20 protein-coding genes and 2 pseudogenes are annotated in these 22,232 nt (G+C 54.8%); 7 read left to right on the forward strand and 15 right to left on the reverse strand.

Annotated elements, in window-relative coordinates; all coding sequences use genetic code 11:
- The first annotated feature begins 211 nt into the window (after positions 1-211).
- Together GS646_RS12475 and GS646_RS12480 are read left to right on the forward strand one after the other, a co-directional pair.
- A complete protein-coding gene (locus GS646_RS12475) occupies positions 212-586 on the forward strand; it encodes a helix-turn-helix domain-containing protein (RefSeq protein ID WP_170335162.1) in 375 nt (124 codons plus the stop codon).
- Complete coding sequence (locus GS646_RS12480; RefSeq protein ID WP_171675385.1) at positions 576-1,460, forward strand: halocarboxylic acid dehydrogenase DehI family protein; 885 nt, start codon at positions 576-578, stop codon at positions 1,458-1,460. Before GS646_RS12475 ends, GS646_RS12480 begins: the two co-directional genes overlap by 11 nt.
- 75 nt (positions 1,461-1,535) lie before the next feature.
- Here the strand turns inward: GS646_RS12480 and GS646_RS12485 are convergent.
- A pseudogene (locus GS646_RS12485) lies at positions 1,536-1,811 on the reverse strand (RraA family protein); the annotation flags it as partial.
- Between GS646_RS12485 and GS646_RS12490 the strand changes: the two are divergent.
- Positions 1,729-2,460 (forward strand): LysR substrate-binding domain-containing protein, encoded by a 732-nt coding sequence (locus GS646_RS12490; RefSeq protein ID WP_171185234.1) that lies wholly within the window; start codon positions 1,729-1,731, stop codon positions 2,458-2,460. The pseudogene GS646_RS12485 and the gene GS646_RS12490 sit on opposite strands and share 83 nt — an antisense overlap.
- Positions 2,461-2,490: 30 nt before the next feature.
- Here the strand turns inward: GS646_RS12490 and GS646_RS22905 are convergent.
- The 5 genes and pseudogenes from GS646_RS22905 to GS646_RS12510 form a co-directional block, all read right to left on the reverse strand.
- A pseudogene (locus GS646_RS22905) lies at positions 2,491-2,615 on the reverse strand (IS5/IS1182 family transposase); the annotation flags it as partial.
- Between the two features lie 53 nt (positions 2,616-2,668).
- Positions 2,669-3,250 (reverse strand): sarcosine oxidase subunit gamma, encoded by a 582-nt coding sequence (locus GS646_RS12495; RefSeq protein WP_171185235.1) that lies wholly within the window; start codon positions 3,248-3,250, stop codon positions 2,669-2,671.
- Positions 3,243-6,200: a sarcosine oxidase subunit alpha family protein gene (locus GS646_RS12500; protein ID WP_171646575.1), complete on the reverse strand. Its 2,958-nt coding sequence runs from the start codon at positions 6,198-6,200 to the stop codon at positions 3,243-3,245. Before GS646_RS12500 ends, GS646_RS12495 begins: the two co-directional genes overlap by 8 nt.
- On the reverse strand, positions 6,197-6,484 hold the full coding sequence (locus GS646_RS12505) for a sarcosine oxidase subunit delta (RefSeq protein ID WP_170815449.1): 288 nt from the start codon (positions 6,482-6,484) through the stop codon (positions 6,197-6,199). Before GS646_RS12505 ends, GS646_RS12500 begins: the two co-directional genes overlap by 4 nt.
- 13 nt (positions 6,485-6,497) lie before the next feature.
- Positions 6,498-7,748: a sarcosine oxidase subunit beta family protein gene (locus GS646_RS12510; protein ID WP_171185239.1), complete on the reverse strand. Its 1,251-nt coding sequence runs from the start codon at positions 7,746-7,748 to the stop codon at positions 6,498-6,500.
- A gap of 328 nt (positions 7,749-8,076) precedes the next feature.
- Between GS646_RS12510 and GS646_RS12515 the strand changes: the two genes are divergently transcribed.
- On the forward strand, positions 8,077-9,471 hold the full coding sequence (locus GS646_RS12515; protein ID WP_171646574.1) for an alpha/beta fold hydrolase: 1,395 nt from the start codon (positions 8,077-8,079) through the stop codon (positions 9,469-9,471).
- Between the two features lie 262 nt (positions 9,472-9,733).
- Here the strand turns inward: GS646_RS12515 and GS646_RS12520 are convergent, their stop codons facing one another.
- Genes GS646_RS12520 through GS646_RS12530 form a run of 3 tightly spaced genes read right to left on the reverse strand, consistent with a single transcriptional unit; the run spans position 9,734 to position 11,876 of the window.
- The gene (locus GS646_RS12520) at positions 9,734-10,996 is read right to left on the reverse strand and encodes a DUF2254 domain-containing protein (protein ID WP_171185243.1); all 1,263 of its coding nucleotides are present in this window, start codon (positions 10,994-10,996) and stop codon (positions 9,734-9,736) included.
- A gap of 44 nt (positions 10,997-11,040) precedes the next feature.
- On the reverse strand, positions 11,041-11,325 hold the full coding sequence (locus GS646_RS12525) for a coiled coil domain-containing protein (protein ID WP_170416163.1): 285 nt from the start codon (positions 11,323-11,325) through the stop codon (positions 11,041-11,043).
- Positions 11,326-11,375: 50 nt separating this feature from the next.
- Positions 11,376-11,876, reverse strand: coding sequence for a Dps family protein (locus tag GS646_RS12530; RefSeq protein ID WP_170416161.1), 501 nt, complete (start codon positions 11,874-11,876; stop codon positions 11,376-11,378).
- Between the two features lie 211 nt (positions 11,877-12,087).
- Between GS646_RS12530 and GS646_RS12535 the strand changes: the two genes are divergently transcribed.
- Together GS646_RS12535 and GS646_RS12540 are read left to right on the forward strand one after the other, a co-directional pair.
- Positions 12,088-12,306 carry a hypothetical protein gene (locus tag GS646_RS12535; RefSeq protein WP_170429673.1) on the forward strand — a complete coding sequence of 73 codons (219 nt, stop codon included), beginning with the start codon at positions 12,088-12,090 and terminating at the stop codon, positions 12,304-12,306.
- A gap of 252 nt (positions 12,307-12,558) precedes the next feature.
- Positions 12,559-13,503, forward strand: coding sequence for an aldo/keto reductase (locus GS646_RS12540; RefSeq protein WP_171679257.1), 945 nt, complete (start codon positions 12,559-12,561; stop codon positions 13,501-13,503).
- A gap of 243 nt (positions 13,504-13,746) precedes the next feature.
- Here GS646_RS12540 and GS646_RS12545 read toward each other — a convergent pair whose 3' ends face one another.
- The gene (locus GS646_RS12545; protein WP_171648714.1) at positions 13,747-14,025 is read right to left on the reverse strand and encodes a hypothetical protein; all 279 of its coding nucleotides are present in this window, start codon (positions 14,023-14,025) and stop codon (positions 13,747-13,749) included.
- Position 14,026: 1 nt separating this feature from the next.
- Positions 14,027-14,524, reverse strand: a complete 498-nt coding sequence (locus tag GS646_RS12550) for a hypothetical protein (protein ID WP_171188251.1) — start codon at positions 14,522-14,524, stop codon at positions 14,027-14,029.
- A 382-nt stretch (positions 14,525-14,906) separates the two neighbouring features.
- Here GS646_RS12550 and xerC point away from each other — a divergent pair, with 382 nt between their 5' ends.
- Positions 14,907-16,037 (forward strand): tyrosine recombinase XerC, encoded by a 1,131-nt coding sequence (xerC, locus tag GS646_RS12555; protein WP_171675757.1) that lies wholly within the window; start codon positions 14,907-14,909, stop codon positions 16,035-16,037.
- 536 nt (positions 16,038-16,573) lie between these two features.
- Here the strand turns inward: xerC and GS646_RS12560 are convergent.
- The 4 genes from GS646_RS12560 to GS646_RS12575 all read right to left on the reverse strand — a co-directional run bounded on the left by GS646_RS12560 (position 16,574) and on the right by GS646_RS12575 (position 22,110).
- Entirely contained in the window at positions 16,574-17,296 is a 723-nt protein-coding gene (locus GS646_RS12560; RefSeq protein WP_171188254.1) for a hypothetical protein, read from the reverse strand.
- Between the two features lie 728 nt (positions 17,297-18,024).
- Positions 18,025-19,806, reverse strand: coding sequence for a thiamine pyrophosphate-binding protein (locus GS646_RS12565; RefSeq protein WP_171188257.1), 1,782 nt, complete (start codon positions 19,804-19,806; stop codon positions 18,025-18,027).
- Positions 19,806-21,215 carry an aldehyde dehydrogenase family protein gene (locus GS646_RS12570; protein ID WP_171648718.1) on the reverse strand — a complete coding sequence of 470 codons (1,410 nt, stop codon included), beginning with the start codon at positions 21,213-21,215 and terminating at the stop codon, positions 19,806-19,808. Before GS646_RS12570 ends, GS646_RS12565 begins: the two co-directional genes overlap by 1 nt.
- Positions 21,196-22,110: a sugar phosphate isomerase/epimerase gene (locus GS646_RS12575; protein ID WP_171188260.1), complete on the reverse strand. Its 915-nt coding sequence runs from the start codon at positions 22,108-22,110 to the stop codon at positions 21,196-21,198. Before GS646_RS12575 ends, GS646_RS12570 begins: the two co-directional genes overlap by 20 nt.
- Positions 22,111-22,232 lie beyond the last annotated feature (122 nt).

Below are 22,232 nucleotides of genomic sequence, written 5' to 3' on the forward strand. Positions count from 1 at the left end.
GATCTTTCCGCGCGCCGCACGGGACATATTTGCTTGTAGCCCGAAAGCTTCGATTTAATTGTCATCGGTGCCGGGGCTTTCCACACCCTCCATCGCTGCTTCCCTGAACTACTTGACATGCTGGCGGTTTGCGGCCACTTAAGTTAGTAGGGGCAATAGATCAACCAGTATACTTTAGGTAACCTACTGTTGAAATAAATGGAGGCGACAGATGCGAGCACGCGTGGAACAAGACGAAAAAGGCCGTCGCACCGCACATGATGCATGTGTCGAGCCGTGCGCAATTGAACGTGGCATGCGGATTATTGGTGGCAAATGGACCGGCTCTATCCTGTGGCACCTGAAGGACGAGCCCGTTCGCTTCAATGACTTGGCGCGCATGGTCGGCGGCGCCAGCAAAAAGATGATCACAGAACGACTGCGTCAATTGGAATCTCAGGGCCTGGTCCAGCGTCAGGTTCTCGACACAGCACCGGTATCGGTCCAGTATGAGATTACCGAGCTTGGCTGCACTGCTCTGGGTTTCCTCGACGAATTGCGCAAATGGAGCGAAGGCTTGCCAAAGAGTGTCACTGTTGACGCCTGATCAATTGCAACGACTGAAACCGAACTCCATTCCACCTATACGTCCGGTGCCCGAACGGGCTGCGACGGCAGATTTGGCGCGAGTTTATGATCGCACCAAACGCGGCTTCGGCGTACCGTGGATGGGCGTCGTTGCCATGGCGTTTGCCCACTATCCCGAATTCTACCAGCGCCTATGGTCTTCGATCGAACCCGTCGTAGCGACAAACGCCTTTGGTGATGCTTGCCGCGAGCTCCGCGACTGCGTCGAGGCGCAGGCGGGTGTTTTTGCGCCACCTGCGATCAGCGCACGGCTGGCTGCGATCGGATATGACACCACCGAGGTCACGCAGATCACTACCTGCAACGAGGTGTTCTCCGCCGGAAACATGCCCTATTTGCTGTTGGCGTCACTGGCCCGGGCGCTGCTAGAAGGTCATGAATGGACTGGTCGAGGCCACGGCTCCACGCTGCCCCGCCCGGCTGATGACATGACACATCCGGTTCTGATGGAACCGCATCATGCTGACCCGGAAACGGCGGCGCTCTATGATGACATTCGTGAAACACTGGGGCTGCCCTTCGTCAATACGGACTATCGGGCATTTGCGCGCTGGCCAAGTTACTTCAATTTGGCATGGCACGATCTGAAGCCTGTGATCCAGTCTACCGCCTACGAACCAGCGGTTTCGCTAATCCATAGCCGCTCGGTTGCACTGGCTGTCGCTTTGCCAAATGTTACCAGTTTGTCATCCGAAGACCTGATCGAAGCCGCCGCCCGCGACGCAGATCCGGCAGAAGTTCTGGCTGTTGTGCAGCTGTTTCAATGGCTGCTTCCGGGTTTGGCGTTCAATGTTGCTTATTTCCGCGCTCAGCTCATCCGCTCAACTTTGTAAGCCGGGCGAGCGTAACCGCCTCCAGGATATCTCGGCTCGACCGGTCTCCTTTTTCCAGTTAACGGCCTCGCGCTCCTAAGTCCTCGAGGCTTCGAAAGCCGCCCATGCTTTTTCGAAGGCGTCGAAATCGAACCCTGATGCGCGGGCGGGATCCAGGATCAGTTTTTCGGTTTCAAGCAGCTTGATGATCGCCCGTTCAAACTCGTCCACCACCTCGGGCGGGATCACCAGAGCGCCATGCCGGTCGGCATGAACAAGGTCACCGTCCTTGATCGACAGGCCGAAGATCGTAACCGGCGTTCCAACCTCTTTCACGTGCACGAACCCGTGGCTTGGCCCAACAGACCCGGAAAAATTCGACCCACTTTCCACTGCGACCGACCTCAGGATCGGCGCGTTCGATTACGAACTGACGAGTGTGATACCAAAGCTTGTTGCCGAAATGTGCAACCTCAGCCCAAACATTGATGTACAGGCCTATCCATTCGTCTATAGCGAGGCGCTCGACGCTCTTGTGCATGGACGGATCGACCTCGCCATTGGATACTTTGATATTCCACAAAAAAGCGGGGCGTCTTTTGTTGTCGAGGACCTCTATACAGAGCACTACGTTCTGGCTGGTCGCCGCGACCACCCTCTCTTGACTGCAAACCCGACACTCGATGACATGGCGCAAGTGGACCACCTGCTTGTGTCGCCCCACGGTCTGATCAGAAACAGGGTGGACGAAGCGTTGCGAATTCAAGGCTACAAAAGAAATATTCGCACGGTCGTTCCCTCGCTTTTTTCGGCGCTCTCGATCATCGAAAAACCGGATCTTTTCGTAACGCTGCCCGAGCGTGTCGCCCAAACCAATGGACAACATTTCGATATCGTCCACAGACCATTGCCGATTGAGGTCGGCGGTTTTCAACTGCAAGCTGTTCGACACGCACGCAATGCCAACAGTCCGCTCCACTTTTGGCTGCTCGAAAACATGCGCCGGGTTGCGTCCCTTTAGGTGTTCGGGACTGCGACCAGAACAGCCCTATCTTAACCTTTTGTCTCTCAAGGCGTCTCGGAACTTGTCGCTACCAAAGTGCGGTCCCCCAGCAAGCAGTCAGCTTTTGGTAAGCCGCTGAGAAGTGCCCGCGCGCCAATGCGATCGCTAATTCTCCAAATTTACACCCACTCCCGGGAAAATCTCGATGTAATCATTTTTCCGGCTTCTAAGCTTTGTGCACTGCGTTCAAAGTCCGTGCTGCTGCTTGCAGCGCATGCAGCACATCACTGACCACTGAAACAGGTCCAATGATTTCATATTCAATTGCTTTTTGGCGACATAGGACAAAGCAGCCAGTATGCTCAATCAAAGTTTTGACGACCTGCCCTTGCACCAAAGCAGAAACATCAACAGTGCAAAGGAACTGAAAAATTTCAACGCTTCGTGGGCCACTTAACCGGAAGCGACACCAGCCATCTGTCTGATCTGTCACAGACGCCGCGTCATCGACAATCTCTTTTATCTTATCGGCAAGGCAACTTTTTGCATCATGCGGTGCGTCAAACATCCACTGATCCGAGGCAGTCCAGAATGCGCCGAAGTCCCCATTCTCGATAAACTCCGAAACGCCGGGCAACTTTAGGTCCAGCTTTTCGGACAGGCACGACATCAAATCCTGATTTCGGCCATGGCGGCTGCTGATCGATACCATTGCCCGGTCAAAGACTTCGCCGATCATAAGGCCTTCGTACTGCTCTTGATGCAGAGTTGTTGCCCCCAAAGGGGTGATTGGGTTCAGGTCAAGCACGGAGACGGTCTCCTTCTGGATCCACGAAATGGGCGCTTACGACTTCGACTTCGATTTCGCTATCTTGCAGTGGGTTTACTGCCCGAACCAGCTCACCGATCCGCCCGGATCCGTTTTTCAGGAACCCGATCGCAATCGAGTGCCCCAAGGTCGCCGAGAAACCGGCTGAGGTGATGTAACCCTGATCGTTTTTGATGTCAGTCGGTTCGTCCTTGTTCATCAAGTGCGCGCCCCCAACAATATTGTCAGTGCGATTGACGGGTTTGAACCCAACCAATCGCAGCCCTTCAGGGTCAGCCAATTCTTCGCGGGTACTTAGAACCTGGCCTATACAGTCCTTTTTCCTGTTCACCATTTTCCCCAGACCGAGGTTCAGCGCGGTAGTGGTTCCGTTCAATTCGTTGCCGATGGCATGACCTTTTTCGATCCGAAGAACGTCAAGCGCCTCGGTGCCATAGGGTGCAACGCCAAACTCTTCTCCGGCGGCCATCAGGGCGCGGATCAGCGCGTCACCATATCGGCGGGGAACCGCAATTTCATAAGCCAGCTCGCCGCTGAACGAGATCCGGAACAAACGGGCCTTGAAACCGCCGCACACCGTAATTTCGCCACATGCCATGAACGGAAATGCTTCATTCGAAATATCAAACTCGGCATCCACGATCTTTCGCAACAGATCACGTGACCGGGGACCAGCGACGGCGTATTGAGCCCAGGCTTCCGTGGTCGAAATGAGCTGCACATCCAGTTCCGGCCACAGGCATTGCCGGGCAAATTCCATGTTTCGGTATACAAGCACAGCATTTGCCGTGGTTGTCGTTACGACAAAATGATCCTCTGCAAGTCGCGCGGCTGTGCCGTCGTCATAGACGATACCATCTTCGCGCAACATCAAGCCATAGCGCGTCTTACCTACCGGCAGTTTGGCGAATGCGTTTGCGTATACTTTGTTCAAGAACTCTGCGGCGTCGGTACCCTGCACGTCAATCTTGCCAAGGGTCGAAACATCGCAGAGACCTACCCGAGATCGGACGGTCGTGACTTCCCGGTTCACAGTTTCGTGCCAGGTCTTTTCGCCGGGCTTCTTGAACCAACGCGCGCGCAGCCAATTTCCGGCCTCAACAAACTCGGCACCAAGCTCTTGCGCCCAGACATGACTAGGTGTTTTGCGCGTTGGCGCCAGATGCCTGCCTGTTGTGCTTCCGGCCAATGTGCCAAGAGCGATTGGCGTATAAGGCGGACGGAAGATCGTTGTCCCAGTTTCCGGGATCGACGCCCCGGTCATCTCTGACATAACCGCCAGCCCTAGAACATTGGCCGTTTTCCCTTGATCCGTCGCCATACCAAGGGTGGTGTAGCGTTTCAGATGCTCAGGGGATTTGTAACCTTCCTGATGCGCCAGTCGCACATCCTTGACTGTCACATCATTCTGATAATCTAGCCATGCCCGTCCACGCCCCTCTTTGACAAACCAGAAGGGCTTGAGGTTCATGACCGAATCCTCGGCCTCGGGCAGAGCAATCGTGGGTGCCTGAATATCAAGATCTAAAAGCACTTTCTGCGCGGTTTTCTTACCAGTTTCCAGCGCAGCAGCGGTCGAGAAGACACCATTGGCTGCACCCGCCACCGACAACCCAACCGGCAACTTTGTATCGGGTACGAAGGCGGCTATTTCGTCATCCCATATAGGTCGGCCGCGTTGATGACAGGTCAGATGAACGTTAGGGTTCCACCCTCCTGACACAGCCAGAGCGCCACAGTCGATGGTTCTGGTTTCACCGTTGGATAGGCGCAGTTTGACACTTTCGAGCCCCAACTTGCCCGTGCTGTCGACGACCTGAGCCCCCTTGAACAGTTCGGCACCATCCACATCGGGCGCGTCGTGACGCACATCGATAACTGCTGAAACATTGACACCTTTGGCAAGCAGGTCTTTTGCCGTGCGGTGGCCATCGTCATTATTGGTAAAAACCGCAACGGTTTGAGCCGGTGCAGCAGCCCATCGGTTGACGTAGGCCCGCACCGCACCAGCCAGCATAATCCCTGGTCGATCATTGTTTTCGAACGCAATGGGTCGCTCTGTTGCACCCGCACATAGCACCGCCTTTCGGGCATAGATGCGCCAGTGGATTTGCCGGGGTGTCCCGGCGGGTGGTTCTGCCAAATGGTCTGCCACACGCTCGACAACGCCATAGGTACCATGGTCATAAGCACCGTGAACGGTTGCACGCTTCATCAAACGCACGTTTGGCAGGGCACCCAGTTCTTCCAGAACCCCGGCGACCCATTCGGCGCCGGACTGGTTGACGAAAGAAGAACTTTCAGCAATCAGTCGCCCTCCCATCTCAAAATCTTCTTCCACAAGAACCACGCGCGCGCCCGCGCGCGCAGCTGTCAGCGCCGCCGCCAGACCCGCAGGGCCCGACCCAATAATCAGCAAATCGCAGTGCAGATAACCATGCTCATACGTATCCGGGTCAGGATCAAGCGACACGCTCCCGAGACCTGCGGCTTTGCGGATGATCGGCTCGTAAAGCTTTTCCCACAAGGGGGCCGGCCACATGAATGTCTTGTAATAGAAACCTGCCGACAGAAAATTGCTAAGCCGATCATTGATCGCCATAAAGTCATGCTTCAATGACGGAAATCGGTTCTGCGAACGGGCGGAAAGGCCGCCAAACAGCTCGGTAACAGTTGCACGTGTATTCGGTTCCTGCCGTCCCCGAGTGCGGAGTTCGACCAAAGCGTTCGGCTCTTCAGACCCAGACGCAATAACACCGCGAGGCCGGTGATACTTGAACGATCGTCCCATGAGCCGGACGCCATTGGCCAAAAGTGCGGACGCAAGGGTATCTCCTTGGTATCCGGCGTACTCTTTTCCATCAAAGGTGAAGTTCAGGGGGCTGCCGCGACTAATCAGGCCACCGTTCAAACGATTCAACTGAGTCATTTCTTGTGATCTTTCCGAACAGCGACGTCCTGCGCCAGCTCGACCTTGGAGATTTCGTGGGTAAGTGTGTTGCGCGTCACCACCAGCCACGAACGATCCCCGGCTTCGTGATACCACAACTCTCTGTGCTCGCCGGCCGGATTGTCACGCAGATAAAGATAGTCGTGGAATTTCTGCAGAGCACTCTCGTCCTGCCAATCCGGACGATCCAACAGACTCGCATCGCCCAGATAGGTGAATTCCTGAGAATCCCGCGGCCCCAAAAGCGGATGATTTATAATCATGATACGCCCCCCGTCAGTGCAAGTTTGGTTGGGCGCCCTGGCCCGCCTCATCTATCATCCGGCCGCTCATGAAGCGATCCAAACGATAAGCTTGTGCATTCGCATGTGGTCTGCCGGTACTGAGAAGATGCGCAAAGCACATACCCGATGCAGGGGTTGCTTTGAAACCGCCGTAGCACCAGCCACCATTGAAGTAGAGGCCGTCTATGGGAGTGCGATCAATGAACGGCGACCCGTCCATTGACATGTCCATGATGCCACCCCATGACCGAAGCATCCTCACTCGGCTGAGTGCCGGGAACAAGGACGCGCCGATTGCGGCAACATGCTCTACAATAGGCATATTTCCGCGTTGAGCGTAAGAGTTGTAGCCATCAAGATCTCCGCCAAACACCAAGCCACCCTTATCCGACTGGGTTGCATAGAAATGCCCGACACCAAAGGTGATAACGCCAGGCAGGACCGGCTTCAGACCTTCCGAAACAAAGGCCTGCAATACATGGCTTTCGATCGGAAGTCGCATGCCAGCCATCTGCATCACACGGCTGGAAGACCCGGCCACGACACACCCGACCTTTCGGGCACCAATATATCCGCGCGAGGTCTCAACGCCGAGGACCTTGCCGTTTTCAATCTTGAAGCCCGTGACCTCACAGTTCTGGATGATATCGACGCCACGCTGATCGGCACCACGCGCATACCCCCACGCAACCGCGTCGTGACGCACTGTACCGCCGCGACGATGAAGCAAACCGCCATAGATCGGAAAGCGCTGATTTTCAAAATCCAGGAATGGATACAGCTTGCGCACACCTTCAGGTGTCAAAAGCTCTGCGTCGGACCCATTCAGGATCATTGCATTGCCGCGCCGGCGTGCTGCATCGACCTGTGAGTCAGAGTGCAAAAGATTCAATAGCCCGCGCTGGGATACCATCGCGTTGAAATTGAAATCCTGCTCCAACCCTTCCCAAAGCTTGAGGGACATTTCATAGAAAGGTTCGTTCCCATCTAGCAGGTAGTTCGAACGGATCATCGTGGTGTTACGCCCAACGTTCCCACCGCCGATCCAACCCTTTTCGAGCACCGCAATACGGCTCTCGCCGAACTCTTTGGCAAGGTAATAGGCTGTTGCAAGCCCATGACCCCCGCCACCTATGATGACGAAGTCATAGTCCTTTTGAGGGGATGGATCCCGCCAGGCAGGTTTCCAGCCTTTATGCCCGCCGAAGGCTTCTTTGATTACTCGGAAACCAGAATAGCGCATGAGAGTCTCGCAGTAAGTTCGACAGACTTCTTGCGAGTTTCTGTGCCTAAGAGATACATACTCATTCGACAAAAAAGCCACAAAGACGACATGAACTGCAGAAAGTTCGCTGCGTTGCTGTCAAACGTCCGATTTGCGGACAAACCCGCCGTTCTCCACGAAAACGGATAGGCATACCTTTTGAATAATCGCCTCCACACGTCTTCCGACAATTCGAGACCTTAGCTACTGATCTTTCCACCGCACGTTCACAGGTATTAGGCAAGTTGCCGGTTCTAACAATTTATGAAAGTGGTAGTGTCTTCGAGCCATCTTGCGAGAAGTAACTATGAGCCAACGTCGCCTTGCTGCAATCGTGTCTCTCGATGTCGTCGGCTTCAGTCGGATGATGCAGGGCGGCTCCAAGCTACTTCTCAAAACACTGAACACCTTGTACCGCGATTTGGTTACGCCGATCGTTGAACAAAAATCTGGCAGGGTGGTCAAGCTGTTGGGCGATGGAGCATTGATTGAATTTCCGTCAGCAGGGAACGCTTTAGAAGCGGCAATTGCGATTCAAACCGAACTAAGAGATCCAGACCATCACTATTTGGTTCCGGAACGTATTCAGCTTAGAGCGGGTTTGCATGTCGGCGACGTTACCGTCGATGGCGAAGATATCTTCGGAGACGGCGTTAACATCGCTGCGCGGCTCCAATCGGCAGCAGACCCCGGGGGCATTTTGGCCTCAAAGGTACTTTGTGATCTTGCCGGAGCGGATTACGCCAAACGTTTGCGCCGAGAAGGGCTACACACGTTCAAAGGGATTGAAAAGCCGATCGAAGTGTTGTCGATCAACTTCACCGATGAACGTGTGTCCAAATCGCGTGCCAACTTCGCCAAAACACAGGAAATTCGTTATTGTAAAACTGACGACAACATTAGTCTGGCCTGGAGCTCAGTTGGAGACGGTCCTCCAGTCGTGAAGGCGCCAAGTTGGATTGGACACTTGGAACTTGACTGGCGCAATCCTGGGAAAGCTCCAATTTACACTTCCATCGCTCAAAGGCATCGCTTGGTTCGTTTTGACGCCAGGCTCAACGGTCTATCCGACTGGGACGCCGAAACTTGTACGTTCGAACGGTTCGTTGATGACTTGGAAACCGTTTTCGACGCAGCGGGTATAAGGCGCGCGCCGATACTTGCGATATCGCAGGGGTCCGCAGTGGCAGCCGCCTTCGCAGCGCGCCGACCTGACCGCGTGTCTGCGATCGTAATGATAGGTGGGTTCCCCGTTGGTCGGGCAAAAAGAACATCGCAAAAAGATGTGGAACGCGCCAACGCAATTAAGCAAATGATGACTGCCGGGTGGGACGATGATTATCCGTCTCTGCGTGATTTGATGGCGCAAATCATCGTGCCAGGCGCGAGCCAAGAAGAACGGCGGCAATATGCCGAAGACATGCGCAAGATGATTTCACCCGAAAACATGGGGCGGTATCGCGGCGTGATTGATAACATCGATATCTCACCGATATTGTCCAAGGTCGAGGTGCCGTGCCTTGTTTGTCATGGGAACAGTGACAGGATGCAACCGGTCGAACAAGGACGATTGTTTGCAAAGGGATTACCCAACGCGAAATTCATCGCCTACGAAAGCTCGAACCATACCATCCCGGACAACGACCCGGAATGGCCACGATTTGAGAGGGATGCCCTGGCTTTCTTGGCTGAACACAGCTGAACTATTGCTCCAAGTGCCTTCGGGTTCGGCGCTATATCTCTCAAAACAAATGCTACAAGATTGCCTCGCCAGAGCAATGGAACACAGAGTTTCGATAAGTGCAGTCAGGCCAAAGTAGCCGTTTGGTTTCGCCACTCGCTGACTACCTTTCGTTGAAATGTAACTAAGACCTTTCGAAGAGCACTTTTCCATAAGTTGGGGGATGGCCCACTCACAAACCACCCCCCAGCCGCACTGGACTGCAATTGTCCAGGACGGTTGACTAAAAGCCTTCAATTGCGGTTTCGACCTGGCCACAAAACTTATCAATATCGCGCTCAAGCATATCGCTTTCTCGGGTCTCATCTCTGACCGCAGATAGTTCATCTACAACAGCCAGCAAATCTTCTTCTGGAGCTGCCTCTGCGATGCGCACCAAAGCGCGAATAAGGGCGGCCGTTACGAGGCCATTACCCCGGGCAGCGCGTCTTAGAGCTGGCATCGAGTCGTGAAACAGTGCCTCAGCCGTGATGGACGGGTAAATCACCCGCACGTTTCCGTCATCATCCCGATACACACCCGTGCAGAGCTTTGACGACCACGCTCGAGCCAGAGACGCCGACAGTCGGTCGATGCAGACTATTGCGGTAAACGTGTCGTTGACACCCGGTGACAACGCCCGAAGTGCGATTTCAACGAGAAGATGGACAGAAAAGCGGATATCGCCATTAGGATCTCGCGCGGAGATTAACGGAGCTGCCGCTTGCACCAGATCATTAAGACTTTCGTCACTATCACCATAAACATTGGCCAAAGTGTCCGTTGGAACCATGAAGTCACCTGGCTGCACATCAAAAGCGACGACTGCTCCTGCCTTCTTGGCCGCACTCACCAGACCTTCGGTATTGATGGAGTTCACATATCCAGTGCCCGAAGACAAGACTTGGCGCTTGTCTCCCACCTCAGGGACTGCCACTGAAGATGGGATATCTGCACTGTTTTCGATTGCGGTGCTCACTTGGCGATCCAAGGCTTCCGAAATCCGCGCCGCCTCCTGATCAATGGTTACGCGCGTCGATACTGTATGAACGAAGAGCAACAGCAAAAGAACTGAGATGATCGAATAGACTATTCCAATTGCAACGGCCAAATTTACGGATGTGTCATCGCGTATCAGCCACAAGACCAACAAGCTGTATAAAAACGTCGCTCCAAGTGAGCCAACTGCAATCTGATTTACCCTGTCTTCGCCAAAGCGCTGCAAGAGCCTGGGCCCAATTGATCCGGCTGCTAAGGTGTAGACCAGCAAAACAATGGAATAGACCATGACCAACGCGGACATGGATGCTGCCGAGATTGCGCTTAGTACATCGCTCGCAGTACGATTAGAAACGCTCAGCCAATCGGAAGCGGACCAACCCCAACTCGCGAGCGCTTGCTCCGTCTTGAAGACAATCCCAGCCACCAAAAGCCCTGAAAGACTAATGGCGGCAGGGATAGTTAGGAACCCGCGAAAGTACCTCACTAATTCTCTAGGTGTTTGCATTCCGGTCCCCATTTACGACACGAGCTTTGTTCACAAACACAGCTCTACGAGAACCGGTCGGCTGCTTTTTTCAAAGCACTCTGCATATCGCTCCATGCAGCCTCGTAGCCCTTTTTGACATCTTCCCAGGCCTCGTCGCTAGTCGACTTCAAATCATTCAGTTGAGCCTCTGCGTCAGATCTTGCCTTGTAGAGCTTGCTGAGCTGCTCCTCGAGCTCGAGTTTGGCGTCCGCTTCGGCCACCTTCAGCTTGGCTTCGAGAACATCAATCTGGGCATTCCAACTATCCAGTTGCAGCTGTGCCTTTTTCTCGTACCCAACACGTGTCATCGTTTTTCCTTTCTTCGCAAACCTTGGTTCAAATCGAGGGGAGCCGCCAATTAGGCCGCAACAATTGCCTTGAGCATCCAGACAGCTTCCTCATGCTTCGCCATCCTGGCGTTCATCAGATCCTCTGTAGCTCCATCGCCATAACGGGCTGCGGTCGCGGCAGTCTCACGCAGGTTCCGAGCAATCGCTTCGTTGTCTGCGACCAATTGTTTGATCATGCCCTCTGCATCTTTAACCGTCTCTTCTTCGGTCAGCTTGGCTTGGCTAACCATGTCCGTGAACGAGATCGGTGCCACCTGACCCAACGCACGCACACGCTCGGCCAATTCATCCGCAGCTTCGAACAGGTCGCGATACTGACGCTCTGTTAGTTCATGGATCGGCAGGAATAGCGGGCCCACGACGTTCCAATGTGTGCCTTGTGTTTTCACCATCAGAACCATGGTATCGGCCAGTACTTCCGTCACCGCGTTGGCGATCCAGGCGTTTTTGTCGATGCCTGTGTCGTTCGTTTCTTCCTGAACTTCAGACTTCAAAACTTGCTGTATCATTTTCACTCCGTTTCGTTGCTTGTGGAGTAACACCTAAGAGTAACTCATAAAATTTCAAATAAAATCATATACTTAATATAGGTATCCGACACATCATGGGGCGCTTCATGATCCTGGGTATCCGGCACAACATGCCAAGATTGATGTAGACACGCAGGCCCATTGGCATACATGCTTGGAGTAACTGACGTAAGCTACTGAGGTCATGCCAGTGTCTGATCCAAATCGACCGCCAAAACGCACGGAAAAACTGCAACTGATGCTCGACCTCGAAGAGCTTAAAGCCATAGATGATTGGCGGTTCGAGAACAGACTGCCATCCAGAGCGGCCGCCATTCGAGAACTCATCCGTCGTGGTCTGATTTCCAATGAGTTTGAAGAACCACCAACTGACGCGCCTTCTGGTGAGTTTCGTGTTGTGGACGAGTGACAAGAACATCCATAGAGCATTCGACTAAAGCCCCGAGACGTTTCGCAGTGCCGCGCTAAGCTGGCTGTTAAGCAGAATTCAGTGAATGTCTGCATTGTGGACACTTCTACCATTCGCGAAAAAGCTTGGTGAATTTGAGGCTTGAACGATTGCGTTGAGACCAGAGAGTAACTCCAGCGACAAGCCTGACTTGCTTTCAATAAACTACTCGCGCAACATCTGTGAATGTCCTGAACCAACTGGGGGGGTGGCATGGCAGAGCTACGCGAAATTGGCAAGACTGGGATACGGGTTCCTCGCATCGGGTTTGGATCGACGGGGTTGGGAAGTATCCCGGAAATCTATGGGTATGAAGTTGAGGAAGACCGCGCGATTGATACAATTCGGGCAATTCTTTCGCAGCCAAATGCGTTCCTGGACACTTCCCGTTGCTATGCCATGGGACGAAGTGAAGAGCGCATAGGCAAAGTCATTCGTGAGCTTGGTGGTTGGCCGGAAGGGCGAGTGCTTTCCACCAAAATCGACCGGGACATGGAAACCGGTGCTTTTGATGGTTCTCAGGCACGTAGATCATTCGAGGAAAGTCTTACGGCCTTAAGCGTCGACAGCGTTGATATACTCCACGTCCATGATTTCGAATATGCAAGTGACCTATCTGAGGTCAAAGGGCGGGGTGGCGCGATTGAAGAGTTGTTCCGTATCAAGGAGGAAGGTCTGGCCAAGGCGGTCGGAATCGCGGCGGGACGTATCGACTTGATGATGCCAATTTTGGAGAGTTGGGATTTTGACGTGGTCCTAACACACAACAGGCATACTGTGGTAAACGATAACGCGGCACCTCTAATAAAACTCGCGAAATCACGAGGCGTTTCGATATTGAACGCGGCACCGTATTCCGGAGGTGCACTGGCCCGAGGCAGCGCGATCCATCGCTTTTATGTCTATCGACCTGCAGATGATGAAGTACTTGCGCCAATACGTGCTGTTGAAGAGGTATGCGGGCACTACGATGTCCCAGTCGGAGCGGTCGCGTTGCAATACTCTTTAAAAAACGACGACATTACTTCGACGGTTTGCGGAGTGACATGGCCTCAGCATGTTCAACAGGCAATGGAATGGGCAGAGTGGCCCATCCCTGAAGGCGTTTGGGACGACCTCGCCAAGCTCGGGAGTTCTTCGGAGAATCCTGAGGCTTAGAGTCGATTTTCGGAAAGGATACTGTTCTACCAATTGACCGCTTTGGGCTCACTGCCGTCATCTGAGGCTTTTCGTCGGATGACCGGTTCGCCGCTCTGAGCGGCCATCCGCGCTGATGTGGTTTAGGTGATGTCTTCGCATTGGCTTGTCTCTCACGTTTGCGCTTGGTCATCAGATCAACCCGTATTTCTGCGGCGTGGCTGGCCAGTCTTGCGGGTCGGTCTTGATCAGTTTGATGATGCCTTACAACCCGGTCGGCCAGCCGTGGTGGATGTGATAGCCGTTGATCTTGGCCAGCGTGCGCAAAGCCGTGTGAACTTTGTGGGCGGTGTCTTGGTTGCCGTGTGATCCAATCAGTAACGCTTGGTCCATCCGTTCCTGTTCAACGAAGGTCTGAAGGTTCGACCGAAGCCAAAGCACATAGGCGATCCGTTGCAACGGATCGTTCGGCCATTCGAGCGGCTTGCCACCGTTGGCTAGGATCATTTCGCTTTCGGTGATGTCCGACGGTAAGTGGACCACATTACCCCCCGTTGATCGCGTTATTCAGGAAGTCTTCGAAGCTGGTCACATTGTCGGGTGTGTCGGGGCTGGCGCTGGCTGTGTCGGGTGCTTTGACCGATGATGCCGCCAAGGCGATACCATCCTTGGTGCGCAAACCCAGATCGCGGGCCAGTGCCTGCATCTGTCGGCTTAGTTCCTGCTGATGTGCGTGGATCGGGCTGCGTCCTGACGATCCGTTCACGTGCGTCACGATGGCGGGTGTCATCATGCACAGGATGCGGTTGTCGGCCATCTGCTGCGTCACGAACGCCAGTTCAACGGTCATGTTCAGATCGGCTTCGGTCCATTTGTCCGGTGCGGATCGATAGAGGTTCGCAAACGTACGCTTGCCCAGATCGTTCAACACTTCCAATCCGGCCACATCCGGCACAGCCACGCTGGCGGGTTCGTCGGCCTGTGCGGCCTGTCGTAAGCCGGTCAGGCTGTCATTGCGTGTCTTGTGCTGTTTACGGGGCATTCGTGCAAATCCTGTCTAATTGCGCGTAAATCATCCTGAATCAGTGTGTTCCAACGGTATTATTGTGGCGTCAAATTACTATCTGTTGCAAGATTTTTGCGTGAACCCCGGTCAAATCTGAAATTAGTACGAAAAGTTTTGGACCCACGCCGGTGACGAACTCCCTATCGATGCTTCACTCGACCCCCGCCCTAGATCGATCAGCTACCGTCCATCAAACGTATATACATCGTCACGTCATCGATCAGTGATCAGTCATCATCGTTGCATTGCGTGAAGATAGTGATGGGGATGGATGGTGTGTGCGTCACTGTGCGTGCGTCACATCAGATCACAATCAATCAACGAACAATCAGTCACGTGTCGCTGTCGATGCAAGCTAATGGCAACAGCAACTGAAAAGAAACCGGGCCAATGGCTCATGCGGTGGACCGTCACCGACCCGGTGACGGGTAAGCGGTCCAAACGGTCGAAGATGTTCACCGGGTCCGGTGGCAAACGCGCAGCCGTGGCCGAAGCCAACCACATCGAAGCGACCGAACGGGCCGCACCAACGGCCACAGAAGGCCGCAAGACAACACTGCGGGGTTTCATCACCGACAAGTGGTTGCTGCACGTGCGGGCGCACACGTCCGTCACCACAGCCAGGACGAATGAACAGCGGGTCGCGCGGGTTCTCGAATACATTGGCGACAAGCCATTGGACAAAGTGACCGGGCAGGTGATCGACGCAATGGTTGCCCAGATGGTGACCGATGGCGTTTCGGATTTCATGCGGCGTCACTTCTATGACGTGTTGCGCACCGCGCTTCGTCAGGCGCGAAAGTGGAAACTGATTTCGGGTGAACCGTGGATCGATGCCACGCGCCCAAAGATCACCAAGAAGCGGGCCAAGGTCGCATCGCTGGATGACAGCTACACCCTTGCCGATCACTTTTGGTTAGCCGGGAAACCCATTGCCGCGACCTATGTCGAAACCATCGCGGACAGTGGCGCACGACCGGGTGAAGTTCTCGCGCTGATGTGGGATGCGGTTGATCTGGATGCGGGTGTCATCGACATATGGCGGGCGCAGGAACGCATCAGTGCCAACCATTACCAGATCAAAGAAACGCCGAAGAATGATGTGTCCGTTCGCCGGGTCGCGCTGTCACAGCGGACCATCGCATCGCTGCGGAAACTGAAGGCGCACCACGCAGAACTGCACCTAGCTTCGGGCGGCATCTGGCCGAAAGACGGGCTGGTCTTTCCGTCGCAGTCCGCACAGCTTTGGACGGTCCGACAGGCGGGTCAGGTCATCAAACGGATGGCGGACAAGCACGGCCTGACGACGGGCAGCTACAGCAGGCGTCACGGCATGGCGTCGGAAATGCTGGCCCATCAGGTGCCGGTCGCGGTCGTCTCGGAACGCATGGGACATGCTAGCAACAAACAGACCTTGGACACATACACGCACGCCCTGCCCCAGCACGCGGATGCTGCGGTCGATTGGCTCAACAACCGGGGCAAGTAGGTGTCCAGTTTGGTGTCCATAGTGTCCACGCGCATTGGACACTTGTGCCGCACCTGTTGATTTTTGTGCAATAAAAACAACTACATGAGCACAATGGACCGGTTTTTGGTACCGTGTATCGTAGATTCGAATCCTACCACCCCAGCCACCTTTTCCAGAAAAGCCAGGAAAATAAGGGGCGACAGAGCCTCCGGAAAATCCAATGTGTCACAGCATTCGGAAACTGTGACACATGCTGTGACACCGCCAGCAAGAAATCGACCCGGCGCGCGGTCGCGCAAACCCCGTTATTATGCGGGCCCCTACCTCATGCGCCGCGGCCGTATTTTCTATTTCCGAAAACGCCTGCCAAAAAAACTATCAAACCAGGTCCCAAACCAGTTTCTTTGCCTGTCGCTTTGAAACCGTGCAAGTGCACCGCTCGCAATGCCCGGTCCGCCAAGCCTCGGATATAAGACTTGCCAGCCAAGACGGGTCGGAGCATCTACAGACTGAGCTGTAACTGGTGCGGTGAGGATATGCTTCCCTCGGCGTACTCAGTTATTGTCCTCCGCTCCACCTTCCCAGCGCTGCAGATCCTCTTCGGACATTGGCTCGAGAAAGTCGGGGGAAGAAAGCCGAGGTAACCCGGATCTATACGCGTGGGCCATATTTGCGGCATCTGCGCCTGCTCGATGTGTTGTTGGACGCTCCGCTCGCGTTTCGTAGACTTGCTCGATCGCACCGGGTGCAACAACGCCGTCTTCCTGAGAAAACGAGACCCAGACGATCCGGTCAAAGTCATCGATCTGCCTCGCACGTTCACCGAGCGTTGCGAGAAGACAGTCAAGCCAGCGTTGGTCGAGCTCAGGAGCGTCGCTGACAAGGACGTTATCGCCTACAATTTCTTTCAACCAGCGTGCTACATCTTCCGCGGGTTCCGCCGTCTTCAAGGCGCTGAAAGGAATATTTTGTACGGCAGCGCTTTTCTCTGACCAATCATCGAGCAACCAGTCAGGATCTGGCTGTATGAGCTTGCTTTCGACAACGACGTCTTGCTGTTCGATCCACGCAATACCAAGTTCGATCGGCCAGCTTTCAGGGCTAAACGAGGATGCCTCGAAGTCGATGAATACGAGCTTTTTCGGATAGACTATTTTCCCATGCTCATCGAGCCCGACACCGAGACCAAGGGAGCGACGTTTGGCGAAAAATGCTTCTTCTTCCGGCGTCGGCCGGCTGATAGAGTGCAATAGGTTTTTCAGGTCATCCTGAGACATGATCTTTCAGTGGCAAGTTGGGCTCAGACCCACAGGTTCCGGTTTTCGTCAAGTGTCATGGCAGGTTCTGCGGTTACGGGAATGCAACTTATCAATTGTGGGAACATCAAAATGACAACGTGGGAAATCGCCTTCAATATTGCGGCCGCGGGAGCGACAATCATTCTTCTTCTTCACCTATGGCGGCTACTGAAAACGTGCGAGCGGGACCGTTCAAACGACGCTGAACTCGTGAAACAGTTTAGGGACACCGCGCCATATGACAATCTCGAAGACCTATTATCGAACAAAGAATGAATTTTGTTCGGTGACGAGTAAGCACCTCTCATCTGTCTTTTAACAGCACGAAAACCTCGAGTTCGGATCCCAGCATGTCGTCAATTAGGTCGCAGTGCTTGAACCGTGCTCCGTCAATCGCGCCCAGGCCCTTTGCCTTCCGGTCAGGCAACCTTGCCCAACTGGCATAACAGTACACTTACTGATCCAGTGCATGTGCGCTGGATCAGCCAAAATACAAAGCTTTTTTGAATTTGGATAGACATGTTCAATGAAGAGGTTCGCCTCAGGTTTTCTTTCTGTCTTTCTTTCAGCCAACGCCAATTGATGTCAGACCGCGACTAACCTTCGGCTTGCCATGGCAACCTTTGCAACACTAAGACGGGTATTTCCTCGAGCACGGATGTGCATTCGCACAAGAAACGGGACGCGCCTGAACGCGCCCAGTTTCGTCAAGTCGCGACGTGAGATATGTCTTTGTCCGGCGAGTATATGTCCAAAATGTTCCAATGTCCGGTCGTTGGTGTTGGGTTGTTGATCATTGGCACATCGAGCACGGTTGGTTTGCCACTGGCGATTGCCGCTTCCAGTGCGGGCAACAGTTCGTCGGCAGCACTGAGCCTGTGCCCTTCCGCGCCGTAGGCTCGCGCTATGTCGGCATAGCCCGGTCCGTTTGCGGGCGCGGCGGCTGATCCGGGGAACGTGGTTCCATAGGTCAATCCGTAGTGCGCTTTTTGAAGGCCGGCGATTGTTCCGAAGGCGTTGTTGTTCATAACCAGCCAGATGATGCCCAGATCGAGTTCGACGGCCGTTGCGAGCATCGACGGGTTTTGACCGAAGCCACCATCGCCGACCAGACTGATCACCACGCGATCTGGCGCTGCCAGTTTCGCGCCGATCGCGCCGGGGGGGCCAAAGCCCATCGTGGCGAACCCGCCTGGGGTAAGTATTGAACCGGGCGTCAGGATATCGAACTGTTGCCCGACACCGTTCTTGTTCCACCCGACGTCCGTGGTGATGATGGCATCCTCGGGCAGTGCCTTGCGGGTGTCTGCCAGAATACGCTCGGGCATCATTGGAAAGGCCGATGAGGTCGCCATTTCCACGTTGTGCGCTTTGAAATCCGTTCGGAAGTCGGCGATCTTCTGTTCCAGAGCGGGGCGTTTGAAACCGTCCGGATACATCTCGCGGGCGACCCGGTTGAGGACGCGCAAAGCGGCATTGGCGTCAGCAACGACGCCGATCTCGGTGGGATAGTTCCGACCGATCTCCTGCGGCTCAATGTCGATGTGAATGACCTTCGAACCGGGAATGTTGAATGTGTATCCGGGATACCAGCTGGAACAATCGGCCTCTTTGAACCGGGTTCCCACCGCAAAGATGTAATCCGCATTCAGGCAAGACTGGTTGACCAACTCGGTGCCCCAAAACCCAGTCATTCCCAGCACAAGCGGATGGTCGTCTCGCAGCGCGCCTTTACCCATCAGGGAATGCGCGACTGGCAGACCCATATGTTCAACAAATTCTCGCAACTCCTCGCTGGCCTGTGCCAGAAGAATACCACCTCCGACATAGGCAACCGGGTTTTCGGCCTTCGCCAACACTTCGACGATCTCACGCGCTGTCTCGTCGTCAATCGATGGTTTCTTGAACGCGCGCGTGTTGTCGCGGATACGGTCGAAACTGTCCGAGGGGATCACCTCCGAAAAGACGTCCATGGGGACATTGACCAGTACCGGCCCGGGCTGGCCGCTTTCAGCGAGATGAAACGCCTTTTCCAAGATTTCGGCCATCAGGTCTGCGCGATCCACCCGCCAGGCACGTTTGACAAAAGGGCGGTAAATCTCCCACTGGGCCGCGTCTGCGTGCAGATTCACCTCCTGATGCGGATGTTTGCCGTAGTAATGCGTAGGAATGTCGCCTGCGATCACAACCATCGGGATACAGTCCAGCGCGGCATTGGCGACCCCGGTGGCACAGTTTGTCAAACCTGGGGAGAGGTGTGACAACACCACCGAGGCCTTGCCCGTCACGCGGGCGTAAGCGTCTGCCGCGTGGCTGGCGATCTGTTCGTGCCGCACCGTGACGAAATCAATCGGGCTTTCGGCCAAAGCGGCCAGAACCGCGATATTCGTATGTCCGCACAGGCCGAACACATGTTTGACCTCACGACGTTCGAGAAAGTCGATGATATGTTCAGCGACGGTTTTGCCTTCCAGTTTTGCCCCGTCCATCACGCGACCTCCTGTCCGTAGAACTCACCGAACAGGTCCGGCTCCGAGGGGCGATCCTCAGGGATCGGGCGGCTGACCCAAGTGTAGTTCATCATATGTTTCATGGTGACGTTTTCATTGGTGATGTTGCCGCCCCAGATGCCGCAACCCAAGCTGCTGGTCATAGGCATGCCATTAGTCCAGGCACCCGCGTTGGCCTTGGATTGCGGCTGCCGCACCATCATGCGGCTGACCGGGGCCAAACGCGCGAGCTGATCGATGTGATCATCATTGTGGCTATAAATCCCGCAGGAATGGCCTTTACCCCCGGTGTTGTAGATCAGGCTGACCGTTTCCAGCGCGTCATCGAACGTGTCAAAGTGATAAAGCGCCATCAATGTGGTCAGCTTTTCCTTGGAGAACTTGTGCTGCGGGCCAATTTGCCCCTGATTTTCAACCATCAGAAACTTGCGATCTTCGGGAATGCTGAAACCGGCGACCTTGGCCGTTTGCTGCGGCGGACAGGCGATGGTCGGAAACGTACGGTTTCCCTTTTCGTCCCACATGGCCGCTTCGAGCATGGCCTTCTCTTCATCCGAACACAGGTAGCCGCCCTCGGCTTGAAGCGCCTTGAGCATATCGTCGTAAACTGAGCGCTGGATGATGATGTTGCCGTCGGCCGAGCAGCCCGACCCAAAGTCGGAGGTCTTTGAAATGCGAGTGTTCTGCGCGGCGATGTCCAGATCGGCGGTTTCATCGATGACGATGGACGAATTGCCCGCGCCAACGCCATAGGCCGGGCGCCCAGAACTGTAGGCCGCTTTGACCATCGGCTTGCCACCCGTTGCCAGAGTCAGGTCACAAATCTCCATGAGGTGCTGTGTTAACGGGATCGATGGTTTGCGGATCGACTGGAATAGGTCTTCGGGGGCACCGGCGGCACGGCAGGCTGCGCGCATGACCTCGACCATCTCAAAGGTGGTATGGGCGGTTCGCGGGTGCGGGCTGAAGATGACCGCATTCCGGGCGTTCGCGGCGGACACGCCGGTCACCGGTGGCGTCATCGCAGGGTTGGTCATGGGAATCAAGGATGCGATCACACCCGCAGGTTTGGCGTATTTCACGAGCCCCTTTTCTTCGTCGACTTCGACGATCCCCGTCGAGGGCGTGCGCAGAACATCACGCAGCACCATGTGAATCTTAAATCGCTTCGCAGGGCGCCCTTCGCGATCTCCGATACCGCTTTCGTCCACGCCTTGCTGGGCCAGACGCGTGAAGGTCTTCTCGTTCCCAGCATACCACGCAATGGCCTGAGATAGACGGTCCAGCTTGTCCTGATCCCAATCCTCGATCTCGGCCATAGCAGCGCGGGCGCGTGCCAGCATATCGGCCGCCATGTTGCGGTCGTTTTCAGTGAGCTCTTTGCCCATGATGATCCTCTTGGTGTTTTAGAATTGCAGCATCGGGCACACGACGCTGTGACCGCGCCTCGCCGAATGTTCGCTTGGCGTGGCTGAGACAGCGACGCGCGTGTTCTTCATATCCCAACTCGGCAACGCGGCTTTGGTTGGGCAGTTCGATGGAATAGTCGACGGGCGGCATCCGTTCGATGATGCCGGTGAAATCGATCCAACCTTCGCCGGGATAGAGCCGCGCATCGCGCGCCAACTGGATCATGCCCTCGCGCGTATCGGCGATGCCGGGCAGGCAATCGGAGATATGCAGGAAGTGAAACAACTCCGAGGGGACGTGCAGAAGCTCTCCGAGATCAACGCGACTGAGGTGCAGATAAAGCGTATCGACCAGAATACCGCCATTCGGTTGATCAGAGGCGCGGACAATATCCAGGGCCTCATCCAGAGTGCGCAAGCGAGAGAAGCTTGGGAATTCCAAGTCCACTGTTAGCCCGTAGGGCGCCGCCAGTTCGCAGGTTTCGGAATAGACGTCGATCAGAAAGTCACGATCATCGCGGGTGTTGGTCCACGCGCTCATGATCATGCGTTTGGCGCCCAGTTCCCCGCCGATCTCCAGAGAAGGCTCAAAACTGCGTGGGTCAACATCTTCGGTGATACGCGCAATCTCGATATCCAGAACCTTTAGACCAGTGGTGGAAAGAGCAGCTTTGGTGGCCTGCACCTGCGCCTTGTCGATCGGGGATTGAGTGAACTCTCCGGGCACATGCATCGGAATGAACCGAGGGCTGACAGCGTCATAGCCTGCCCGCGCGGCGATATAGACCAACTCGGGCGGCGTACAGCCAATCAGCGTCAGATGCGCCAAGGAATAGAGAGAGGGGCCTGCGCCAGCCTCTTCGGGTTTCACCATGAACGACAGCTCCACGTGTCTGCGAATCTCAAATTCATCACACGTAGTAAAAAATATCTGATATTTTTAAAAATATCAACTTTTAATACTGAGCAGAAAATGAAAACGCCCGAGCAATAGCC

Source organism: Ruegeria sp. HKCCD4315 (genome assembly GCF_013112245.1).
GTDB lineage: Bacteria > Pseudomonadota > Alphaproteobacteria > Rhodobacterales > Rhodobacteraceae > Ruegeria.